Raw genomic sequence first — 20962 nt, forward strand, 5'->3', positions numbered from 1 at the left:
TTTCATCACTCTGCTGAGTGTTCCGGCTGTCGACGGCCGCGGATCACCAGCACCGCGCCGACGGCGGCGAGCAGACCGCCCGCGATCCCGCCCCCGAGCGGCACGGTCTCGCCGAGCAGCTTCAGCCGGCCGCCGTCCTCGGAGGCGAGCTTCACCTGCTCGCGCCGGGTCGCCTCGGTGAACTCCAGCCGCTTGCTGGACAGCAGGGTGACCGAGTCCTTCTGCGAGCCCGGGGCCCGCAGCGTCTTCGTCGGCGCGATCGACGCATTCATGATCCGGCCCGTGCGCCGGTCCACGGTCAACTCGATCCCCGCGTTGGAGTACCACTCCTCGGCCAGCACCTGGCCCGGCTCCGAACTGCCGACCAGTGCGCCGGGCACCTGACGGGTGCCGATCTCGGTGGCCTCGACGGTGCCGACGAAGCGGTAGCCCTCATGCCCGTCGATCTTGATTTTCCCTCCGAACTTCAGCGGCACGGTGGCGCCCAGGGTGCTGTCCCACCAGGTGTAGGTGCGCTTCTCGACGTCGAACGGGAATTTCAGGTATGCCTCGCCCTCGAACTCGGGCTTCTCCTCGCAGCAGCGCACCGGCAGGTTCGTCCGGCGGTCGGTCACCCAGCGTTCGGTGGTCCACTGGAGGGATTTTCGCGGGTCGGCCAGCGGCAGCGTCTTCGGCGTGTCGATCTGTGTCGACACGTCCCAGATCGCGTTTCCGCTGCGCTCGCCGGCGGCCACGTCCCCCAGCACCCGGCGGGTGATCGTTATCGTCTGGTCGCCCACCGTGGCGACGGACTCGGTGTCGAAGTAGCTGCCCTGCCCGGTGAAGACCGTCGTGGAGTTCACATCGGTCGGTGTGCGCTTGGCACGCGGCTCCACGTACCAGACGAGCAGTTGGGTGAGCACCAGCAGAAAAACTCCGACGCCCAGCAGAATCAGGGACAAAAGTGATGTGGAACGGCGCATGCGGATACTCCGATACGGGCGCGGTATGCGGGGGTGGTTCCTGGGCTGTGCGGGATGGGTTCGCACGCACGGATTCGGCGTCCGGGGCGAGGAGTGGCTTACCCGGGAGTAACAGTGCCTGTGAACGGCGAAATTAGGCGGAGCTTGACCACCTGTCAATGCGCCTCGCATACTGACCGCGCCGGACCGGGCCGGCGCGCTGGGTGACAGACCTCATCGACTGAGAGGCCGATCATCCTCATGCCCAGACTGCTCGCCGCCTTCCTGACCTGCGCCGCCTCCGCCGTTCTGGCCACAGGCACCGCATTCGGAATCGCCGCCGCTCTCGACGCCACACCCGAGCAGCAGAACGTGCCGCTCGTCACGTTCCCCGACCCACCCGCCGAGGGGACGTCCAGCACGCCGGGTCCCGGTGCGGGCTAAGTTGGAAAGAAGCAGGCCGGCTGACCGAGCGGCATGTGGACCGGCCATCGAGGAGCGGGCTGTGGGAGCGTCCTCAGCGTGGCACGACGTGCCACGAGAGCGGAAGCAGAGGTTCGCCGACCGCGCCCTGGAGCAGGTCCCCGAGCTGGCACAGGACATCCTTGCCGCGATCCGACGGGAGTACCCGGGTCTGGCGTTCATCCCCGACGAGTCCGGAGAACCGAAGGCCCTGGTGGCGATCCGGCACGCGCTCGAGCTCTTCGTGGAGCAGATGACCACGGGGTCGGACCGGCCGCGCGCCCTTCCCGAGATGTTCCAGGACTTCGGGCGCGGCGAGGTCACGCACGGGCGCAGCCTGGACTCCTTGCAGGGGATCTACCGGCTGGGCGTGCGCCTTTCCTGGCGGCGCATGGCGGAGATCGGCCAGCAGGTCGACATCCCGCCCGCGGCCATGTACGAACTCGCCGAGTCCGCCTTCGAGTATCTCGACGTCATGGTGGCCCAGTCGGTACGCGGCTACGCCGAGGCCGTCGCCCGCCACGCCGGGGAGCGGCTGCGCCTGCAACGGCTTCTCATCGATCTACTGCTCACCGAGCACCGCACGGATCCGTCCGCCTTCCTCGCCGACCGCGCAGCCGACGCGGGCTGGCAACTGCCCGAGAAGGTGGCGGTGGCCGTGCTGCTTCGCCCTGCCCTGGAGGCCGTCGCCCCTGCCGTGGGCGACGAGGTGCTGCTCGACATGGAAGCCGAGCGGCCGCGCCTGGTCGTACCGGACCCGGACTCCCCCGGACGCGCGGAGTTGCTGCACCGGGCGGTGGCCGGCTGGTCGGGCGCGATCGGCCCGTCGGTCCCCCTGGCGGAGGCCGTCACGTCGCTGCGCTGGGCGGAGGCCGCCGTCGGGATGATCGAGCAGGACCTGCTGCCGCGAGGGCGGCTGCTGCACTGCGGCGAGCACGTCGAAGCCCTGGTACTGCTGCCTGCGGGGGAGTTGATCGACGATCTGGCCCGGCGTCGGCTGGCGCAGCTGGACCGGTCCGTCGGCCTGGCGCACTCCCACCGTCTCGCAGAGACCCTGCTGGCCTGGCTGGAAACGCGGGGTGGCGCCCCGGAGGTGGCCGCCCGGCTCGGAGTCCATCCGCAGACCGTGCGCTACCGGCTGAAACAGCTCCGTGGGCTGTGGGGGGAGGACCTGGACGACCCGCACCGCCGCTTCGAACTGGAGCTGGTCCTTCGCACCTGGCGGCTCCGCGGGGATCTCGCCCCACCGCCTGACTGACCCCCTGTGCTGACGCCGACGCTGCCCGACCCTCACCCCTGGCAGCGTCGGCGTGCCGCGGCCAGGGCGCCGCGGCATGAGGCGAAAGGACGGACACCCCCGGGGTGATCTTGGTCAGCCCAGGAAGCTCAGCCGGACCTGACGCTCCGGATTGTCCTTGTTCGTGTCGACCAGGCACACCGACTGCCAGGTGCCGAGTTCCAGCCTGCCGCCGAACACCGGGAGCGTCGCGTGCGGTGGGACGAGGGCCGGGAGGACGTGGTCACGGCCGTGGCCGGGGCTGCCGTGGCGGTGCTGCCAGCGGTCGTCGGCGGGCAGGAGGGTGTGCAGCGCGGCGAGCAGGTCGTCGTCGCTGCCGGCGCCGGTCTCGAGGACGGCGATGCCGGCCGTCGCGTGCGGGACGAAGAGGTTGAGGAGCCCGTCGGCGCCGTGTGCGTGCTCCCTGAGGAACCGTTGGCAGTGACCGGTCAGGTCGGTCACCGTCTCGTCCGAGCCGGTGCCGATGGTCAGGGTCGTGGTGGTGAAGGTTCCGGGCATGGCCCCATCCTCTCGTCCTCACACGGATGCCGGCAGCTGCGGCGCCGCGGGAGGACCCGCGCCACCTCCCCTGTTGGTAGAAACGTGAACGAATTCGTGACTCGGGAAGTGGACGTGGTGGTCGTCGGCGCGGGTCAGGCCGGGTTGTCCGCCGCGTACCACCTGCGGCGTGCCGGCCTGGTGCCGGAGTGGGACTTCGTGGTGCTGGACCACTCCCCCGGGCCCGGCGGCGCCTGGCAGTTCCGCTGGCCCTCGCTGACGTACGGCAAGGTGCACGCCATGCACGCGCTGCCGGGCATGGAACTGACCGGTGCCGACGACGCGCGGCCCTCCTCGGAGGTGATCGGCGCCTACTTCGCCGCCTACGAGGAGCGCTTCGGTCTGCGGGTCCACCGGCCGGTCCGGGTCGCCGCGGTCCGTGAGGGGGACGGCGGGCGGCTGGCGGTCGAGACCTCGGAGGGGGTCCGGTCGGCCCGCGCCCTGATCAACGCGACAGGAACATGGGACCGCCCGTTCTGGCCGCGTCACCCCGGGCAGGAGTCCTTCCGCGGACTTCAGCTGCACACCGCGGACTACCCGGGTCCGGCCGCCTTCGCGGGCCGGCGTGTGGTCGTCGTCGGCGGCGGGGCGTCCGGGACACAGCATCTGATGGAGATCGCCGGGGTCGAGGCCGCGACGACCTGGGTGACACGGCGACCGCCGGTGTTCCGCGAAGGGCCGTTCGACGAGGACGCGGGCCGCACGGCAGTCGCGCTGGTGGAGGAGCGCGTACGCCGCGGGCTGCCGCCGCGGAGTGTCGTCTCCGTGACGGGGCTGCCGCTGACCGACGCGGTCCGACGGGCCCGGGAGTCCGGGGTCCTGGACCGGCTGCCGATGTTCGACCGGATCACACCGACGGGGGTCGCCTGGGACGACGGGCGCACCGTGGAGGCCGATGTGATCCTCTGGGCGACCGGATTCCGGCCGGTGATCGGCCATCTCGCGCCCCTGCGCCTGCGTGAGCCGGGCGGCGGCATCCGGGTGGACGGCACCGGGGCCGTACGGGATACCCGGGTGTCCCCACGGGAGCGGCGGCGCCGTCGTATGCCGCCCGCCGACCCGCGCCTGCCCGCTCAGGGAGCGGCAGGGACGAGTTGGGCGTCGCGGTGCACCAGGGCGGCATAGCGGCCGCCCTGTTCCAGGAGCTGCTGGTGGGTTCCGCACTCGGCCGCGCGGCCGGCGTCGAGCACGACGATCTGGTCCGCGTTCCTGACCGTGGAGAGCCGGTGGGCGATGGTGATGGTGGTCCGGCCGCGGGACAGGGACTCGATGGCCTGCTGCACCGCGTGTTCGGTACGGGTGTCGAGGGCGCTGGTCGCCTCGTCGAGGATGAGGACCGGCGGGTCGCGCAGGATGGTACGGGCGAGGGCGAGCCGCTGCTTCTCTCCGCCGGAGAAGCGATAGCCGCGCTCGCCCACGAGGGTGTCGTAGCCGTCCGGCAGAGAGGCGATGTGGTCGTGGATCTGCGCGGCACGGGCGGCGGTCTCGATCTCCTCGGTCGTGGCGTCCGGCTTGGCGAAGCGCAGATTGTCGGCGACGGAGGCGTGAAAGAGGTACGTCTCCTGGGAGACGACGCCGACGGCTCGCGCGAGTGTCTCGAAGTCCAGGTCCCGCACGTCGACACCGTCGATGGTGACACGGCCGCCGGTGACGTCGTACAGCCGGGGAACGAGATAGCTGAGCGTGGACTTGCCGGAGCCGGTCGGGCCGACGACCGCGAGCGAGCCGCCGGCCGGGACGGTGAGGTCGATACCGTCGAGGGTCGGCCGCTCCTGCGCCGGGTCGTAGGCGAATTCGACCTTCTCGAAGCGGATTTCGCCCCGGATCCCGTCGAGCGACACGGGCTGCGCGGGCTCGGTGATCTCGACCGGAAGATCCAGGTACTCGAAGATCCGCTGGAAGAGGGCGAGTGAGGTCTGCATCTGCACCCCGGTGGAGAGCAGGCTCACCGCGGGCCTGAACAGCCCCTGCTGAAGCGAGACGAAGGCGACGAGTGTGCCGATGGAGATCGCGGGCCCGCCGGACTTGAGCGCGAAGCCGGCGGCCCAGTAGATCAGGGCGGGCATCGCGGCCATGACGATCCCGATCGTCGACATCCGCCAGCGGCCGGCCATGCTGGAGCGCACCTCGAGGTCGACGAGGCGCTCCGACTCCTCCGCGAAGGACTTGGTGAGGGAGTCGGCCCGGCCCATCGTGCGGCCGAGGAGGATGCCGCTGACGGACAGGGACTCGGTGACGGTGGCCGCCATGGCGGCCATCTGCTTCTGCCGCCGTGTGGCGATCTTCTTCCGCTCCCGCCCGACCCGGCGGCTGATCCAGACGAACAGCGGCAGCAGGACCAGCGAGACCACGGTGAGCCGCCAGTCCAGCGCGAGCATCGCAACGACGGTGGCGACGACCGCCGTGAGGTTGGAGACGAGTGAGGTGGCCGTGGAGGTCACGGTCGCCTGCATGCCTCCGATGTCGCTGGCGATGCGGGACTGGACCTCGCCTGTGCGCGTCCTGGTGAAGAAGGCGAGCGGCATACGCTGCAGCTGCGCGTAGACCCCGGTGCGCAGATCGTGCATGACGCGCTGGCCCACGGTGGTGGAGATGAGTGTCTGGAGCACACCGAAGACGCTGGTCGTCACTGCCGTGGCGATCATCCCGAGGGCGAGCAGGCTGAGCAGCCCGGTCCGCCCCTGCGGGATCGCGGTGTCCAGGATCTCGCGCAGCAGGAACGGCGAGGCGACGGAGACCAGCGACGAGGCGCCGACGAGGAGGCCCACGACGGCGAGCCGACCCCGGTAGGGTCGGAAGAGCCGCAGGATCCGCCGCACCTCGGCGGGCGGCTGGTCCGGGTCCTTGGGCGGTGGTGTCCAGGTGGTGTCTTCGGTCCGCAACGGTCTCCTCGGGCAGGGCGGTACGAGCATCGGGATCCTAGCTCATTGTTACCTGTGTTCACAATGAACAAGGTCCTGATATTGTTCCCGCATGAGCACTCCCGACGCCGACGGCCTGCTGGCCGAGCAGTTGCTGAGACTGACCCGCCGGCTCCACCGCAGCCAGAAGCGCCAGCTCGAATCGGCCGACATAGCGATCACCCCCGCCCAGTCACGGCTGCTGCGCACCGTCGCGCACTACGAGGCACCGCCCCGTATGGCGGATCTGGCGAAGCGTCTCGAGGTGGTCCCCCGGGCCGTGACGAGCCTGGTCGACGGGCTGGAAGCGGGAGGGCGGGTCCGCCGCGTGGCGGATCCGGCCAACCGCAGGGTGACCCGCATCGAGCTGACCGACACCGGCCGCGCCACCCTGCGCACCCTGCGGGACGCCCGCCGGGCGGCGGCGGAGGACGTACTGGCCCCGCTCACTCCCGAGCAGCGCGAGGTGTTCGCGGGACTGCTCTCCACGCTGGTCGACAACCCGGGGCCGCGCTGCTGAGGGGGCCGCGAACCGGCCGGGCCGGGCCGTAAATCGTTTGCTGCCACCGGTGCCGGAGCGGGAGGCTTGCGGGTCTGTGTCACTCTCCGACGATCTGGGACATCATGCAGATTCGCGACCTTCCGTATGTCGATCCCGGTCTGCCGGACGTCCGGTCCGGACCGAAGTTCCTTCTGTGGCTCGGACGCCGCCAGTTGAACGGCCAACTCCGCTCGCTGTCCTGGGGCATGCTCCACTTCGTCTCCGTCATGACCCTGCCCTACGGGGTCGGTCTGGCGGTCCAGGCCGTAGTGGACGGGTCCGGCGGCTCGCTCGCCGTGGCGGGCGGCTTGCTCGCCGCCGCCGCCGTGTGCATCGCGCTCGGCGACACCATGCTGCACCGCACGGCCGTCACCAACTGGATCACCGCCGCCGCGCGGGTGCAGCAGCTGCTCATCCGCAAGACCTCGGAGCTGGGCTCCGCGCTCACCCGGCGGGTCGCCGCCGGTGAAGTGGTGGCGGTGTCCACGGGCGACGTGGAGAAGATCGGCTGGTTCGTGGAGGCGGTCTCCCGCTTCTTCGCCGCCGCCCTCACCGTCGTGGTCGTCTGCGTCGGTCTCGTGATCTACCAACCCGCCCTCGGAGTCATCGTCGCCTTCGGCGTGCCGGTGCTGGCGCTGGGTGTGCTGCCGCTGCTCCCGCGGGCGACCGAACTCGCCGACATCCAGCGGGAGAAGGCGGGCCGCGCCACCGAACTGGCTTCCGACACCGTCGCCGGCCTGCGGGTCCTGCGCGGCATCGGCGGCGAGGAACTCTTCCTTCAGCGCTACCGCCGCGCCTCGCAGGAGGTGCGCAAGGCCGCCGTCCGCAGCGCCCGTATGTGGTCGGTCATCTCGGCCGTGCAGGTGCTGCTGCCGGGCCTGCTGCTGATCGCGGTCGTCTGGTACGGCCTCGGGCTCGTCGGGGACGGCCGGATCGCGGTCGGCGAACTGGTCACCGTCTACAGCGCGGTGATGCTGCTGAGTTATCCGCTGCGGCACTTCGAGGAGATCGCGATGGCGTACTCCTTCTCCCGTCCGTCGGCCCGGCGGGCGGCCCGGGTGCTCTCGCTCGAACGAAGCACGGTCGGCCCGGCGCAGACGAAGACCGACGCGACGAAGGCCGGCGCGGCGCAGACGAAGACCGGCACGGCGCTCACCGGTGACCTCTACGACCCGGCCACCGGCCTGCTCGCCCCTGCCGGATCGTTCACCGCCGTCGTCTGCGGCGACCCCGACGCGGCGGGGCACCTCGCGGAGCGGCTCGGCGGCCATCCGACGGACCCGGGCGGCCTGCCGTCCGTGCTCCTCGGCGGCGTCGCGCTGGACGGCCTGCCGCTCGGACAGGCCCGCGCGGCGGTGCTGGTCCAGGACAAGGAACCGGTGCTGCTCTCGGGCACCCTGGCGGAGCTGCTCGACGTACCGGCGTCCGGCCAGGTGGCGGCGGACCGGGCACTGGCAGCGGCGGAGTGCGGTGACGTGCTCGACGCCCTGGCGCAGGCGTCTCTCGACAACGACCCCATGGGAGCGCCGATCACCGAGCGCGGCCGCTCGCTCTCCGGCGGTCAGCGCCAGCGGCTCGCGCTCGTGCGCTCACTGGTCACCGATCCGGAGGTGCTGGTCCTCGACGAGCCGACCTCCGCCGTCGACTCGCACACCGAGGCGAAGATCGCCGACGGCGTACGGAAGCTGCGCGCCGGCCGGACGACGGTCGTGTTCACGTCGTCGCCGCTGCTGCTCGATCTCGCCGAACGGGTCGTCCTGGTCCGCGAGGGCAAGGTCACGGCCGTCGGTACGCACCGTGAACTGCTGCGCACGGACCTCCGGTACCGCGCGGTCGTGACCCGCGAGACCGAAGCGGAGCAACACCTCGTCGGGGCCCACCGCGGGTCCCCGGACGTCCGTCTGCTCAAGGCCGACACCGAGGACATCGAGGAGACAGCATGATCGGCCTGGCGCCACCGTCGTACGATCCGGCAGCCCTGCGCACGGCGGCGACCCTGCCCGTGGGCACGCCGGCGACCGTCCGGGCGTATGTGAGCGAGCTGCTGCGCCGGCACCGCAGGGCCTTCGTGATCCTGGTCGCGGTGAACACGGCCGCCGTCGTCGCCTCGATGGCCGGGCCGTGGCTGCTCGGCTCCCTCGTGGAGAAGGCGGCGGGCGGCGCCCGCGATCTCCATCTGGAGCGCACCGTCGCGCTGTTCGCGGGAGCCCTCGTCGTCCAGGCCCTGTTCGTCCGGCAGGTTCGGCTGCGCGGGGCGATGCTGGGCGAGCGGATGCTCGCGGATCTGCGCGAGGACTTCCTGGTCCGCTCCGTCGGGCTGCCTCCGGGCGTGCTGGAGCGGGCCGGTACGGGCGATCTGCTCTCCCGTATCACCACCGACGTCGACCGCCTCGCCAACGCGATGCGCGAAGCCGTACCCCAGCTGACGATCGGCGTCTTCTGGGTCGTGCTGCTCCTCGGCGGGCTCACCGTCACCGCGCCGCCGCTCGCGCCCGCCGTGCTGGTCGCGGTGCCGCTGCTGGTCGTCGGATGCCGCTGGTACTTCAAGCGGGCGCCTTCGGCCTACCGCTCGGAGGCCGCCGGGTACGCGGCCGTGGCGGCGGTGCTCGCGGAGACCGTCGACGCGGGGCGCACCGTCGAGTCCCACCGGCTCGGGGCACGCAGGGTGGCGCTCTCCGACCGGCGGATCAAGGAGTGGACGGCATGGGAGCGGTACACGCTCTCTCTGCGCTCGGTCCTCTTCCCGGTCATCAACCTCACCCACGCGACGGTGCTGGCGTCCGTGCTGATGATCGGTGGCGTGTTCGTGCTCCAGGGCTGGATCGGCATCGGGCAGCTGACCACGGGCGCGCTCATCTCCCAGATGATGGTCGATCCGGTGAACCTGATCCTGCGCTGGTACGACGAGCTGCAGGTGGCTCAGGTGTCCCTGGCGCGGCTGGTGGGCGTGCGGGAGATCGAACCGGAGGCCGGCGACGAGCGGGTACGGCCCGACGGGCGCGACGTCCGCGCCGACGAGGTGCGTTTCGGGTACCGGGAGGGCGTCGACGTGCTCCACCGCGTGTCGATGGACGTGCCGCCCGGCACCCGGCTGGCCCTGGTCGGCCCGTCCGGTGCCGGCAAGTCCACCCTCGGCAGGCTGCTCGCGGGGATCTACGCCCCACGCGCGGGCCGAGTCACGCTCGGCGCGGCGGAGCTGTCCCGGATGCCGGCGGAACGGGTGCGGGAGCATGTGGCGCTCGTCAACCAGGAGCACCATGTGTTCGTCGGCTCCCTCCGCGACAATCTGCTGCTGGCGCGCGCCTTTGCCGAGGACGCGGAGCTGTGGGCGGCGCTCGGGGCGGTCGACGCGGACGGGTGGGCGCGGGCGCTGGACGACGGCCTGGACACCGAGGTCGGTTCGGGCGGCACCGCCCTCTCCCCGGCCCAGGCCCAGCAGATCGCGCTGGCCCGCCTGGTCCTCGCGGACCCGCACACGCTCGTCCTCGACGAGGCGACCTCGCTCCTGGACCCGCGGGCGGCCCGCCACCTGGAACGCTCGCTGTCTCGGGTGCTGGACGGCCGTACGGTCGTGGCGATCGCCCACCGGCTGCACACGGCGCACGACGCGGACGTGATCGCGGTGGTGGAGAACGGCCGGATCAGCGAGCTCGGCAGCCATGAGGAGCTGGTGGCGGCGCAGGGGGCGTACGCGGCGCTGTGGCACTCCTGGCACGGCTGACGTGCCCTCGGGCGGGCGGCCACCGGGCCACGCTTCTCGGGCGCGGCCCGGTGTGGTGCGCGTGACACGGTCCCGGGCGGGGCCCGGTCCCGACGGGGACGGCCCGGTCCGGCGGGGACGGCACGGTCCCGGTTGCGTCCCCGGCGGGGCGCCACGCCCGGAACCGACCACGCCCGTCAGATGAAGTTCAGCGCCGCCGCCCCGCCCACGCCGCCCAGGAGCATGAACGCCGGCATCAGGACCTTCAGCTCGACCCAGCTGCCGGCCCGGAAGCGCATCGGCTTCGGCGGGCCGATCGGGTACCAGCGCTTCCTGCCGACCGGGATCGGCCACAGGACGGGGCAGCCCGAGACGGTGAGGGCGTCGCCGATGTCATGGACGAGGGCGCCGAGGACGATCGGCAGGCCCAGCCACAGGTACTCCTGGCCGGGCGCGGTGAAGAGCCAGTCCGCGCCGTTGCCCGGCTTGTCCAGGACGCCCGCCAGGATCCACGCGCTGGTGGCGCCGAGCAGCCAGACCAGGATGTCGCTGGAGACCCGCGCGGCCCGCCACAGCAGGCCCTCGACGGCGAGCACCATGTGGACGAAGAGGATCGCGAGGACCGCCCACCGTCCGCCGAGGATCGCCAGTGCGGAGGCGCCCGCCCCGATGAGGACGGCCCAGAGCCAGGTGTGCGTCAGCGTGCGGTGGCCGCCGGTTCGGCGCGGGTCGCCCTGTTTCCTCGTCGCTTTGTAGACCGCGTAGGACAACTTGTCCACGATCTCGCACAGCCCGCGCGACACGGGCCCGAAGGCCCGGGAGATCGTCGCCGCCTTGTGGTCGAGGTCGGGCGCCAGTGCCGCGCCCGCGCAGATCAGTGCTCCGACGACGAGGACGGGCCACGGCATCGGGTGACCGGCGGCGGCCGTCGCCGCGCCCACCCCCAGCCAGGCTGCCGCCCCGGACAGCGAGTGCGCCGGTCCCATCATGTGCGTTCCGCCCCATTGCTCTTGTACCGAACCCCAATTGACAGGGCAGCGTATCGGTCGTGATCTTGCGCTTCTCGCCCGGTTCCCGGATACGGGGCAGGGACAGGCAAGATGGGGGTGTGACCCTTATCGATCAGCTGCCGCCGACCGCCGACCCCGATGCTCTCTTCGACGCCTTCTCCTCATGGGCGCAGGGCCAGGGCATCACGCTCTATCCGGCTCAGGAGGAGGCGCTGATCGAGGTGGTCTCGGGGGCGAACGTGATCCTCTCCACCCCGACCGGCTCGGGAAAGAGCCTGGTCGCGGCCGCCGCGCACTTCGCGGCGCTCGCGAACGACCAGGTCACCTTCTACACCGCGCCGATCAAGGCGCTGGTCTCCGAGAAGTTCTTCGACCTGTGCAAGCTGTTCGGCACGGAGAACGTGGGCATGCTGACGGGCGACGCGTCCGTGAACGCGGACGCCCCCGTCATCTGCTGCACCGCCGAGGTGCTGGCCTCGATCGCCCTGCGGGACGGCAAGCACGCCGACGTCGGCCAGGTCGTGATGGACGAGTTCCACTTCTACGCGGAGCCGGACCGGGGCTGGGCGTGGCAGATCCCGATCCTCGAACTGCCGCAGGCGCAGTTCGTCCTCATGTCGGCGACGCTCGGTGACGTGTCGATGTTCGAGAAGGACCTGACGCGCCGCACCGGCCGTCCCACCTCCGTGGTCCGCTCGGCGACCCGTCCGGTGCCCCTGTCGTACGAGTACCGTCTGACGCCGATCACCGAAACGCTCACCGAGCTGCTCGAGACCAAGCAGGCTCCGGTGTACATCGTGCACTTCACGCAGGCGCAGGCGGTGGAGCGGGCGCAGTCGCTGATGAGCATCAACATGTGCTCGCGGGAGGAGAAGGACAGGATCGCCGAGCTGATCGGCAGCTTCCGCTTCACCACCAAGTTCGGCCAGAACCTGTCCCGGTACGTACGGCACGGCATCGGCGTACACCACGCGGGCATGCTGCCCAAGTACCGCCGGCTGGTGGAGAAGCTCGCGCAGGCGGGCCTGCTGAAGGTCATCTGCGGCACGGACACCCTCGGCGTCGGTGTCAACGTCCCCATCCGTACGGTGTTGTTCACGGCCCTCACCAAGTACGACGGCAGCCGGGTGCGGACCCTGCGGGCGCGCGAGTTTCACCAGATCGCCGGCCGCGCCGGCCGCGCGGGCTTCGACACCGCGGGCCTGGTCGTCGCGCAGGCGCCCGAGCACGTCATCGAGAACGAGAAGGCGCTCGCCAAGGCCGGTGACGACCCGAAGAAGCGCCGCAAGGTGGTCAGGAAGAAGGCCCCGGAGGGCTTCGTCGGCTGGTCGGACACCACGTTCGAGAAGCTGATCGCCTCCGAGCCGGAGCCGCTGACCTCCCGCTTCCGGGTCACGAACATCATGCTGCTGTCGGTGATCGCCCGGCCGGGGAACGCCTTCGAGGCCATGCGCCACCTCCTCGAGGACAACCACGAGCCCCGCAAGGCGCAGCTGCGTCACATCCGCCGGGCGATCGCGATCTACCGTTCGCTGCTCGGCGGCGGAGTGGTGGAGCAGTTGGACGAGCCCGACGCGGAGGGCCGTACGGTCCGGCTGACGGTCGACCTCCAGCAGGACTTCGCGCTGAACCAGCCGCTGTCGACGTTCGCCCTCGCCGCCTTCGACCTGCTGGACCCCGAGTCCCCGTCGTACGCGCTGGACATGGTCTCGGTCGTCGAGTCGACGCTGGACGATCCGCGCCAGATCCTCGCCGCCATGCAGAACAAGGCGCGCGGCGAGGAGGTCGGCAGGATGAAGGCGGACGGCGTCGAGTACGAGGAGCGCATGGAGCGCCTCCAGGACGTCTCGTACCCGAAGCCGCTGGAGGAGCTGCTGTGGCACGCGTACAACGTCTACAAGAAGTCGCATCCGTGGGTCGGTGACCACCCGGTCTCGCCGAAGTCCGTGATCCGCGACATGTACGAACGGGCGCTGACGTTCACGGAGTTCACCTCGTGGTACGAGCTGGCCCGCACCGAGGGGATCGTGCTGCGCTATCTGGCGAGCGCGTACAAGGCGCTCGACCACACCATCCCGGACGACCTCAAGACGGAGGACCTGGAGGACCTGATCGCCTGGCTGGGCGAGATGGTGCGCCAGGTCGACTCCAGTCTCCTGGACGAGTGGGAGCAGCTGGCCAATCCCGAGGTGGAGACCGCGGAGGAGGCGCAGGAGAAGGCCGACCAGGTCAAGCCGGTCACGGCGAACGCGCGCGCGTTCCGGGTGCTGGTCCGCAACGCGATGTTCCGCCGGGTGGAGCTGGCCGCTCTCGACCAGGTCGGCGAACTGGGCGCGATGGACGCCGAGTCGGGCTGGGACGAGGATGCCTGGGGCGAGGCGATGGACGCGTACTGGGACGAGTACGACGACCTGGGCACCGGCCCCGACGCCCGCGGCCCGAAGCTCCTGTCCATCGAGGAGGACCCGGCGCACGGCCTGTGGCGTGTTCGCCAGACCTTTGCCGACCCGAACGGCGACCATGACTGGGGTATCGGCGCGGAGGTCGATCTGGCAGCCTCCGACGAGGAGGGCCGGGCGGTCGTGCGGGTCACGTCCGTCGGCCAGCTCTGACATCGAGAGGACCCGAGAATGACGAATCCGGCGGAGCGTCTGGTCGATCTGCTCGACCTGGAGCAGATCGAGGTCAACATCTTCCGGGGGCTCAGCCCGAACGAGTCGCTTCAGCGCGTCTTCGGCGGCCAGGTGGCCGGTCAGGCGCTGGTCGCCGCGGGGCGGACCACCGACGGCGAGCGTCCGGTGCATTCGCTGCACGCGTACTTCCTGCGGCCCGGGCGCCCCGGGGTGCCGATCGTGTATCAGGTCGAGCGGGTGCGGGACGGCCGCTCGTTCACGACCCGCCGGGTCACCGCCGTGCAGGAGGGGCGCACCATCTTCAATCTGACGGCGTCCTTCCACCGTCCGGAGCCGGGCAGCATCGAGCACCAGTTGCCGCCGCGGCTCGACTTCCCCGCGCCCGAGTCGCTGCCCACCGTGGCGGCGGAGATCCGGGAGCACCTCGGCGCGCTGCCGGAGGCACTGGAGCGGATGGCCCGGCGACAGCCGTTCGACATCCGTTACGTCGACCGGCTGCGCTGGACGGCTGAGGAGATCAAGGACGCGGACCCGCGCAGCGCGGTGTGGATGCGCGCGGTGGGCCCGCTGGGCGACGACCCGCTGGTGCACACCTGCGCGCTGACCTACGCCAGCGACATGACCCTGCTGGACGCGGTGCGCATCCCGGTCGAGCCGCTCTGGGGCCGCCGGGGCTTCGACATGGCGTCGCTGGACCACGCGATGTGGTTCCACCGCCCGTTCCGCGCCGACGAGTGGTTCCTCTACGATCAGGAGTCGCCCGTCTCGACCGGCGGCCGCGGCCTCGCCCGGGGCCGGATCTACGACCGTGAGGGCCGGCTGCTGGTGTCCGTGGTGCAGGAAGGGCTGTTCCGGCCGGTGTAGAGCGCCGGCGACGTGTCCGCCGCACGGGAAGGACACCGTGCCCGGCGCTGTTGTCGCGACAAGACCCGTGTCCCTTCTGAGGAGTTTCGATGACCCTGTACGACATCCCGCTGCGCACCCTGTCCGGCGATCCGACGTCGCTGGCCGAGTTCCGGGACCGTACGGTCCTGGTGGTCAATGTGGCCTCCAAGTGCGGGCTGACGCCGCAGTACGCGGGCCTGGAGCGGCTGCAGAAGGAGTTCGGCGACCGGGGCTTCACGGTGCTGGGCGTGCCCTGCAACCAGTTCGGGGGGCAGGAGCCGGGCAGCGCGGAGGAGATCGCCACCTTCTGTTCGGCGACGTACGGCGTGTCCTTCCCACTGCTGGAGAAGACCGACGTGAACGGCGAGGCCCGTCACCCGTTGTACGCGGAGCTCACGAAGGTCGCGGACGCGGAGGGCGAAGCGGGCGACGTCCAGTGGAACTTCGAGAAGTTCCTGGTCTCCCCGCGGGGCGAGGTGACCCGTTTCCGTCCCGGCACGGAGCCCGAGTCCCCGCAGCTCCTGGCGGCGATCGAGGCGCTGCTGTCTGCCTAGGCATCGCAGGGAGTGATGGCCGGCACGGCATTTTCCGGAGGGGGCGTTGTGACAGGGTTTCGCGGAAGCGAGGCCATGTGGCCTGTCGGTGCGGGGCTCGTAGGCGGGCTGCTCGGGCTGCTGCTCGGGGCGTGGTCGGCCTACGAGGCGTTCACCGGCGGCACGCTGCCGCTGATCGGCTACGAGATGCCGTACGAGTCCCTCGTCCTCGGCATCGTGCTGGGACTGGTGGTGGCTCCCGTGCTGTTCAAGCTCGGGTTCGTCGTCCTGCTGCTCCCGGCCTTGCTGATCGACAAACTGATCCGCCGCTGAGACGGACGACGGCGAAGGCTCCGGGCTTCGGGGACGGGTCGGAGCCTTCGCCGTGGTCCGGTGGGGTCAGCGGATGGGCATGCCCGCCAGGGTGCGGGCGATGACCAGGCGCTGGATCTCGCTGGTGCCCTCGAAGATCGTGTAGATGGCGGCGTCGCGGTGCATGCGCTCCACCGGGTACTCGCGGGTGTAGCCGTTGCCACCGAGGATCTGGATGGCCTGGGCGGTGACCTTCTTGGCGGTCTCGCTGGCGAACAGCTTGGACATGGAACCCTCGGCGGAGGTGAACTGCTTGCCGGTGGTCGCCATCCAGGAGGCCCGCCACACCAGGAGCCGTGCGGCGTCGATCTGCGTCCGCATGTCGGCGAGCTGGAAGGCGATGCCCTGGTTGTCGATGATCGGGCGGCCGAACTGCTCGCGGGTCTTCGCGTAGTCGAGCGCGACCTCGTACGCGGCGCGGGCGGTGCCGACGGCCATGGCGCCGACGGCCGGGCGGGATGCCTCGAACGTGGCCATCGCGGCGTTCTTCACCCTCTCGCCGCCGCCCGCCCTGGCCTTCTCGCGGGCCCTGGCGAGGCGCTCGTCCAGCTTCTCCTTTCCGCCGAGCAGGCAGCTGCCGGGGACGCGGGCGTCCTCGAGGACGACCTCCGCGGTGTGGGAGGCGCGGATGCCGTGCTTCTTGAACTTCTGCCCCTGGGACAGGCCCGGGGTGTTCGGGGGGACGATGAACGAGGCATGGCCCTTGGAACCCAGCTCCGGGTCGACGACCGCGACGACGACATGGACATTGGCGATGCCGCCGTTGGTGGCCCAGGTCTTGGTGCCGTTCAGGACCCATTCGTCCTTGGCCTCGTCGTAGACGGCGCGGGTGCGCATGGAAGCGACGTCGGAGCCGGCGTCCGGCTCCGAGGAGCAGAAGGCGGCAACCTTGACATCGTCGGCATCGCCGTACATCTGCGGGATCCAGGTGCCGATCTGCTCCTCGGTGCCGTTGGCGAGGACGCCGACGGCGGCGAGGCCGGTCCCGACGATCGACAGCGCGATGCCGGCGTCACCCCAGAACAGCTCCTCCATCGCCATGGGGATGCCGAGGCCGGTGGGGTCGAAGAACTGCTGGGCATAGAAGTCGAGGGAGTAGATTCCGATCTTGGCCGCTTCCTGGATGACCGGCCACGGGGTCTCCTCACGCTCGTCCCACTCGGCGGCGGCGGGGCGCATGACGTCCCTGGCGAATCCGTTCAACCAGTCACGGACCTGCTTCTGGTCGTCGTTCAGATCGAGCGTGAACTCGGTCATGTCCCCTCCAGTGGTACGGCGATGACGTGCATGTTACCTGCGGTAACAAGAGTGTGTTACCGACTGGTAGCCCCTGTCAACCAGCCATGGCCCGATCACGTGTGCGCACCGGCAGGGTGTTACGTTGCGCAGGCGTCACGCAATCGTCCGGGCGGGGAGAAGCACATGGAGACCACACAACAGCAGCGGTCGGCGGACCAGCGGCGTCGGGAACTCCTCGAAGCCGCCGACCGGGTAGTGCTCCGGGACGGCCCCCACGCCTCCATGAACGCCATTGCCGCCGAGGCCGGCATCACCAAGCCCATCCTCTACCGGCACTTCGGCGACAAGAGCGGGCTCTACCGGGCGCTGGCCAAACGTCACACCGACGCGCTGCTGAGGGCCCTTCAGGTAGCCGTCGACGCGGACGTGGACCGCCGCGAGCGGGTCGCCGGCACACTCGACACCTATCTCGCCGCGATCGAGGCGCGCCCGCAGGTGTACCGCTTCCTGATGCACCCGGCGGAGGACGGCCACTCCTCGGAGGCGGGCTTCGACGTGGGCCGCCACTCGGCGCCGCTGCTGCGCCGCCTCGGCGAGGAACTCGGCGACGTGATCGCCGAACGCGTCGACCTGGGCCCCTCGGGCGAACTCGTGGCCCGGGTGTGGGGCCACGGCATCGTCGGCATGATGCACGCGGCGGGCGACTGGTGGCTGGGCGAACGCCCGTGCTCGCGAGCTGAGCTGGTGGAGACGCTGACGGATCTGCTGTGCGGCCGGCTGTTCGCGGTCAACGACCGCGTGGGCGGCCCGGGCTTCTGACCCCCGCCCCCTTACCCGCAGCCCCTCACCCAGCCCGGTGGCCCGGGGGCTCCACCGGAACCCCTCGCCTCCTATGCCGGCGGGGCCGGGGCCCGCCCGTCTCACAGCAGCCGCGCCACCCGCTCCGCCGTACCCCACGGCGCCTTCCGGACCGCACGGCCGAGCCGGGCCCGGCGCCACCGGGGAAGCCGGTCCGCGTAGACCAGCCCCTCCAAGTGGTCGCACTCGTGCTGCAGGCACCGCGCGAAGAAGCCCGCACCCTCCACCCGCACCGGCTCGCCGTCAGAGGTCATCCCCTCCACCACCGCCCGGTCGTGGCGTTCCGTCGCGGCCTCGAGGCCCGGCAGGGACAGGCAGCCCTCGGGGCCGCGGACGGTGACGCCGTCCGCGGCCACCAGTGCGGGGTTGACGACGTGTCCGAGATGGCGGACGTCCTCGTCGTCGGGGCAGTCGTAGACGAAGACCTGAAGCCCCACGCCGACCTGGTTCGCGGCGAGCCCGACACCCTGCGCCGCGTACATCGTCGCGAAGAGGTCCTCGACGAGTTCCGCGAGACCGGGCCCGAAGTCGGTGACGGGCTCGCAGGGGGCGTGCAGCACCGGGTCCGCGAGCAGACTCATGGGCCTGACGCGTCCGGTACTGCCGGGGATCGACCGGTTTCGCATGGCGCCCAGCGTACGTTCCCCGTATGGTCCGCTTACCCCGCGCCCGGCTTCGTCCGTGACCTCCACGTTTTCCGACGGTGCCGCGGTACGGGCGGCCTGCCGGAGCTGGATAGGCTGAGTCCGGACCGACGCAAGGAGGATCAAGGACGATGTCAGGCAACTCGGAGCCCCTGACGCCGCGAGCCAAGCTGGCCGTGACGGCGGGCAAGGCCGCAGCAGCGGTGTCCCGCGCCGCCGGGCGAGGCAGCGGATCGGTGATCGGCGGCCGGGTGGCGCTCAAGCTCGACCCCGATCTGCTGAAGAGGCTGGCGCAGCACCTGGACGTGGTCCTTGTCTCTGCGACCAACGGCAAGACCACGACGACCAGGCTCATCGCGGAGGCGCTGCGCGCCAGCGGCCCGGTCGTGTCGAACGCGCTCGGCGCCAACATGCCCGCGGGCATCACGTCGGCGCTGGCCGGCGGCTCGGACGCCCGGTTCGGTGTGATCGAGGTCGACGAGAAGTACCTCGCCGGTGTGGCGAGGGATGTGACACCGAAGGCCATCGCGCTGCTGAACCTCTCGCGCGACCAGCTGGACCGCGCGGCGGAGACCCGGATGCTGGCCGAGAAGTGGCGCGAGGGCCTTTCCGGTTCGAAGGCGATGATCATCGCCAACGCGGACGACCCGCTCGTGGTGTGGGCCGCGTCCTCCTCGCCGAACGTGGTGTGGGTGGCCGCCGGACAGGAGTGGAAGGACGACGCCTGGTCCTGCCCGTCCTGCGGCGGCGTGATGCAGCGCCCCGGCGACGACTGGTTCTGCGGCGAGTGCGGATTCCGCCGCCCCGCCCCGAGCTGGGTGCTCAGCGGTGACCACGTCATCGACCCGCACGGTTCGGCCTGGCCGATCCACCTCCAACTGCCGGGCCGCGCCAACAAGGCCAACGCCGCCACCTCCGCCGCCGTGGCCGCAGGCTTCGGCGTGCCGCCGCAGGTCGCCCTGGAGCGCATGTACCAGGTGCAGGCCGTCGCCGGACGGTACGACGTGGTCTCCTTCCTCGGCCGGGACGTGCGGCTGCTGCTGGCGAAGAACCCGGCCGGCTGGCTCGAGACGTTCTCGCTGATCGACCCCCCGCCGACGCCGGTGATCCTGTCCGTCAACGCCCGCGGCGCGGACGGCACGGACACCTCCTGGCTGTGGGACGTCGACTACACCCGGCTCGCCGGCCATCCGATCATGGTGATCGGCGACCGCAGGCTGGACCTCGCGGTCCGGCTCGAGGTCGCGGGTCTGGACTTCCGGGTGTGCGAGTCGGTCGACGAGGCGGTGCAGAGCGCCCCGCCCGGCCGGATCGAGCTGATCGCCAACTACACCGCCTTCCAGGACGTGCGCCGCCGCGTCGGCAACTGACGGCGGACGGACGAAGAGGACTGATGAGAATGAGTGACAGCAGCCTGCGTCTGGTGTGGGTCTACCCGGATCTGCTCAGCACCTACGGCGACCAGGGCAACGCCCTCGTCGTCGAGCGCCGTGCCCGGCAGCGCGGCCTCGATGTGATGCGGATCGACGTGCGCAGCGACCAGCCGGTGCCGACGTCCGGCGACATCTACCTGATCGGCGGCGGCGAGGACCGTCCGCAGCGGCTCGCGGCCGAGCGGCTGCGCCGCGACGGCGGTCTGAGCCGGGCGGCGTCCAACGGCGCCATCATCTTCTCGGTGTGCGCGGGCTACCAGATCCTCGGCCACGAGTTCATCAACGACCTCGGCGAGCGCGAGCCCGGTCTCGGGCTGATCGACGTGGTCTCCACCCGTGGCGAGGGCGAGCGCTGCGTCGGTGACGTGCTGGCGGACATCGACCCTCAGTTGGGGCTGCCGCAGCTGACGGGCTTCGAGAACCACCAGGGCATCACCCATCTCGGACCGACGGCCCGCCCGTTCGCCCGGACCGTCCTCGGCCGGGGCAACGGCACGGGGGACGGCACGGAGGGCGCGTACAACGAAACCGTCTTCGGCACCTACATGCACGGCCCCGTCATGGCCCGCAACCCGCAGATCGCCGATCTGCTGCTGAAGCTGGCCCTCGACGTGAACGCGCTGCCGCCGACCGACGACCGGTGGTACGAGGCGCTGCGTGCGGAGCGGATCACGGCCGCGACGCAGCCCGCCTGACGGTCCTTCCGCTCACCCGAGCACCCATTCTGCGGCCCCTTCGCTCAGCTGAGCGAGGGGGCCGTGAGCACGGTCCCACCAGGCGGACGTCTGTTTCGGAACACCCTCCCGGCGCCGGTAGGGTGGCACGGAACCGACCGGACGACGTGGTCCGGGAGTCCGCCCACGTTGTAAAGGTTTTCGGGCCATGCGCATTGGTGTGCTCACTTCCGGCGGCGACTGCCCCGGTCTGAACGCCGTCATCCGTTCCGTCGTGCACCGCGCCGTAGTCGACCACGGTGA

At 71.0% G+C, this 20962-nt stretch carries 20 protein-coding genes; 14 read left to right on the plus strand and 6 right to left on the minus strand.

Annotated elements, in window-relative coordinates; all coding sequences use genetic code 11:
- Positions 1-5: 5 nt before the first annotated feature.
- The gene (locus tag AB0903_RS15200) at positions 6-962 is read right to left on the minus strand and encodes a DUF3068 domain-containing protein (RefSeq protein ID WP_366702804.1); all 957 of its coding nucleotides are present in this window, start codon (positions 960-962) and stop codon (positions 6-8) included.
- A gap of 240 nt (positions 963-1202) precedes the next feature.
- Between AB0903_RS15200 and AB0903_RS15205 the strand changes: the two genes are divergently transcribed.
- Both AB0903_RS15205 and AB0903_RS15210 read left to right on the plus strand, forming a co-directional pair.
- On the plus strand, positions 1203-1385 hold the full coding sequence (locus tag AB0903_RS15205) for a hypothetical protein (RefSeq protein ID WP_366702806.1): 183 nt from the start codon (positions 1203-1205) through the stop codon (positions 1383-1385).
- Between the two features lie 88 nt (positions 1386-1473).
- Positions 1474-2661: a helix-turn-helix domain-containing protein gene (locus AB0903_RS15210; protein ID WP_366702808.1), complete on the plus strand. Its 1188-nt coding sequence runs from the start codon at positions 1474-1476 to the stop codon at positions 2659-2661.
- Positions 2662-2775: 114 nt separating this feature from the next.
- On the opposite strand, the gene AB0903_RS15215 is transcribed toward AB0903_RS15210, so the two are convergent.
- Positions 2776-3198: a YjbQ family protein gene (locus AB0903_RS15215; RefSeq protein ID WP_366702810.1), complete on the minus strand. Its 423-nt coding sequence runs from the start codon at positions 3196-3198 to the stop codon at positions 2776-2778.
- An 84-nt stretch (positions 3199-3282) separates the two neighbouring features.
- Here AB0903_RS15215 and AB0903_RS15220 point away from each other — a divergent pair, with 84 nt between their 5' ends.
- The gene (locus AB0903_RS15220; protein WP_366702812.1) at positions 3283-4362 is read left to right on the plus strand and encodes an NAD(P)-binding domain-containing protein; all 1080 of its coding nucleotides are present in this window, start codon (positions 3283-3285) and stop codon (positions 4360-4362) included.
- Here the strand turns inward: AB0903_RS15220 and AB0903_RS15225 are convergent.
- Positions 4311-6119: an ABC transporter ATP-binding protein gene (locus AB0903_RS15225; RefSeq protein ID WP_366702814.1), complete on the minus strand. Its 1809-nt coding sequence runs from the start codon at positions 6117-6119 to the stop codon at positions 4311-4313. The genes AB0903_RS15220 and AB0903_RS15225 overlap by 52 nt on opposite strands.
- Before the next feature lie 91 nt (positions 6120-6210).
- Between AB0903_RS15225 and AB0903_RS15230 the strand changes: the two genes are divergently transcribed.
- From AB0903_RS15230 to AB0903_RS15240, 3 genes are all read left to right on the plus strand, one after another.
- The gene (locus AB0903_RS15230) at positions 6211-6657 is read left to right on the plus strand and encodes a MarR family transcriptional regulator (RefSeq protein ID WP_366702816.1); all 447 of its coding nucleotides are present in this window, start codon (positions 6211-6213) and stop codon (positions 6655-6657) included.
- 104 nt (positions 6658-6761) lie between these two features.
- Positions 6762-8621: an ABC transporter ATP-binding protein gene (locus AB0903_RS15235; protein ID WP_366702818.1), complete on the plus strand. Its 1860-nt coding sequence runs from the start codon at positions 6762-6764 to the stop codon at positions 8619-8621.
- Positions 8618-10399, plus strand: coding sequence for an ABC transporter ATP-binding protein (locus tag AB0903_RS15240; RefSeq protein ID WP_366702820.1), 1782 nt, complete (start codon positions 8618-8620; stop codon positions 10397-10399). The genes AB0903_RS15235 and AB0903_RS15240 overlap by 4 nt, the downstream gene beginning before the upstream one ends.
- Positions 10400-10575: 176 nt before the next feature.
- On the opposite strand, the gene AB0903_RS15245 is transcribed toward AB0903_RS15240, so the two are convergent.
- On the minus strand, positions 10576-11367 hold the full coding sequence (locus AB0903_RS15245; protein ID WP_366702822.1) for a metal-dependent hydrolase: 792 nt from the start codon (positions 11365-11367) through the stop codon (positions 10576-10578).
- Between the two features lie 59 nt (positions 11368-11426).
- Between AB0903_RS15245 and AB0903_RS15250 the strand changes: the two genes are divergently transcribed.
- The 4 genes from AB0903_RS15250 to AB0903_RS15265 all read left to right on the plus strand — a co-directional run bounded on the left by AB0903_RS15250 (position 11427) and on the right by AB0903_RS15265 (position 15772).
- Positions 11427-14000, plus strand: coding sequence for a DUF3516 domain-containing protein (locus AB0903_RS15250; protein ID WP_366702824.1), 2574 nt, complete (start codon positions 11427-11429; stop codon positions 13998-14000).
- A gap of 18 nt (positions 14001-14018) precedes the next feature.
- A complete protein-coding gene (locus AB0903_RS15255; protein ID WP_366702826.1) occupies positions 14019-14885 on the plus strand; it encodes an acyl-CoA thioesterase II in 867 nt (288 codons plus the stop codon).
- Positions 14886-14974: 89 nt separating this feature from the next.
- Positions 14975-15460 (plus strand): glutathione peroxidase, encoded by a 486-nt coding sequence (locus tag AB0903_RS15260; protein WP_366702828.1) that lies wholly within the window; start codon positions 14975-14977, stop codon positions 15458-15460.
- Between the two features lie 75 nt (positions 15461-15535).
- Positions 15536-15772, plus strand: a complete 237-nt coding sequence (locus AB0903_RS15265; protein ID WP_366702830.1) for a hypothetical protein — start codon at positions 15536-15538, stop codon at positions 15770-15772.
- Positions 15773-15838: 66 nt separating this feature from the next.
- Here AB0903_RS15265 and AB0903_RS15270 read toward each other — a convergent pair whose 3' ends face one another.
- Positions 15839-17068, minus strand: coding sequence for an acyl-CoA dehydrogenase family protein (locus tag AB0903_RS15270; RefSeq protein WP_366702832.1), 1230 nt, complete (start codon positions 17066-17068; stop codon positions 15839-15841).
- Positions 17069-17233: 165 nt separating this feature from the next.
- On the opposite strand from AB0903_RS15270, the gene AB0903_RS15275 reads away from it, so the two are divergent.
- A complete protein-coding gene (locus tag AB0903_RS15275; RefSeq protein ID WP_366702834.1) occupies positions 17234-17869 on the plus strand; it encodes a TetR family transcriptional regulator in 636 nt (211 codons plus the stop codon).
- A gap of 101 nt (positions 17870-17970) precedes the next feature.
- On the opposite strand, the gene def is transcribed toward AB0903_RS15275, so the two are convergent.
- Positions 17971-18534 carry a peptide deformylase gene (def, locus tag AB0903_RS15280; RefSeq protein ID WP_366702835.1) on the minus strand — a complete coding sequence of 188 codons (564 nt, stop codon included), beginning with the start codon at positions 18532-18534 and terminating at the stop codon, positions 17971-17973.
- Positions 18535-18683: 149 nt separating this feature from the next.
- Here def and AB0903_RS15285 point away from each other — a divergent pair, with 149 nt between their 5' ends.
- The 3 genes from AB0903_RS15285 to AB0903_RS15295 form a co-directional block, all read left to right on the plus strand.
- Positions 18684-19922 (plus strand): MurT ligase domain-containing protein, encoded by a 1239-nt coding sequence (locus AB0903_RS15285; RefSeq protein WP_366702837.1) that lies wholly within the window; start codon positions 18684-18686, stop codon positions 19920-19922.
- Positions 19923-19951: 29 nt separating this feature from the next.
- Complete coding sequence (locus tag AB0903_RS15290; protein WP_366702839.1) at positions 19952-20680, plus strand: glutamine amidotransferase; 729 nt, start codon at positions 19952-19954, stop codon at positions 20678-20680.
- 187 nt (positions 20681-20867) lie between these two features.
- Positions 20868-20962: 6-phosphofructokinase (locus tag AB0903_RS15295; RefSeq protein ID WP_366702851.1), on the plus strand; the 95-nt coding region annotated here is incomplete at its 3' end.

The organism is Streptomyces sp. NPDC048389, from assembly GCF_040706335.1.
Classification (GTDB): Bacteria; Actinomycetota; Actinomycetes; order Streptomycetales; family Streptomycetaceae; genus Streptomyces.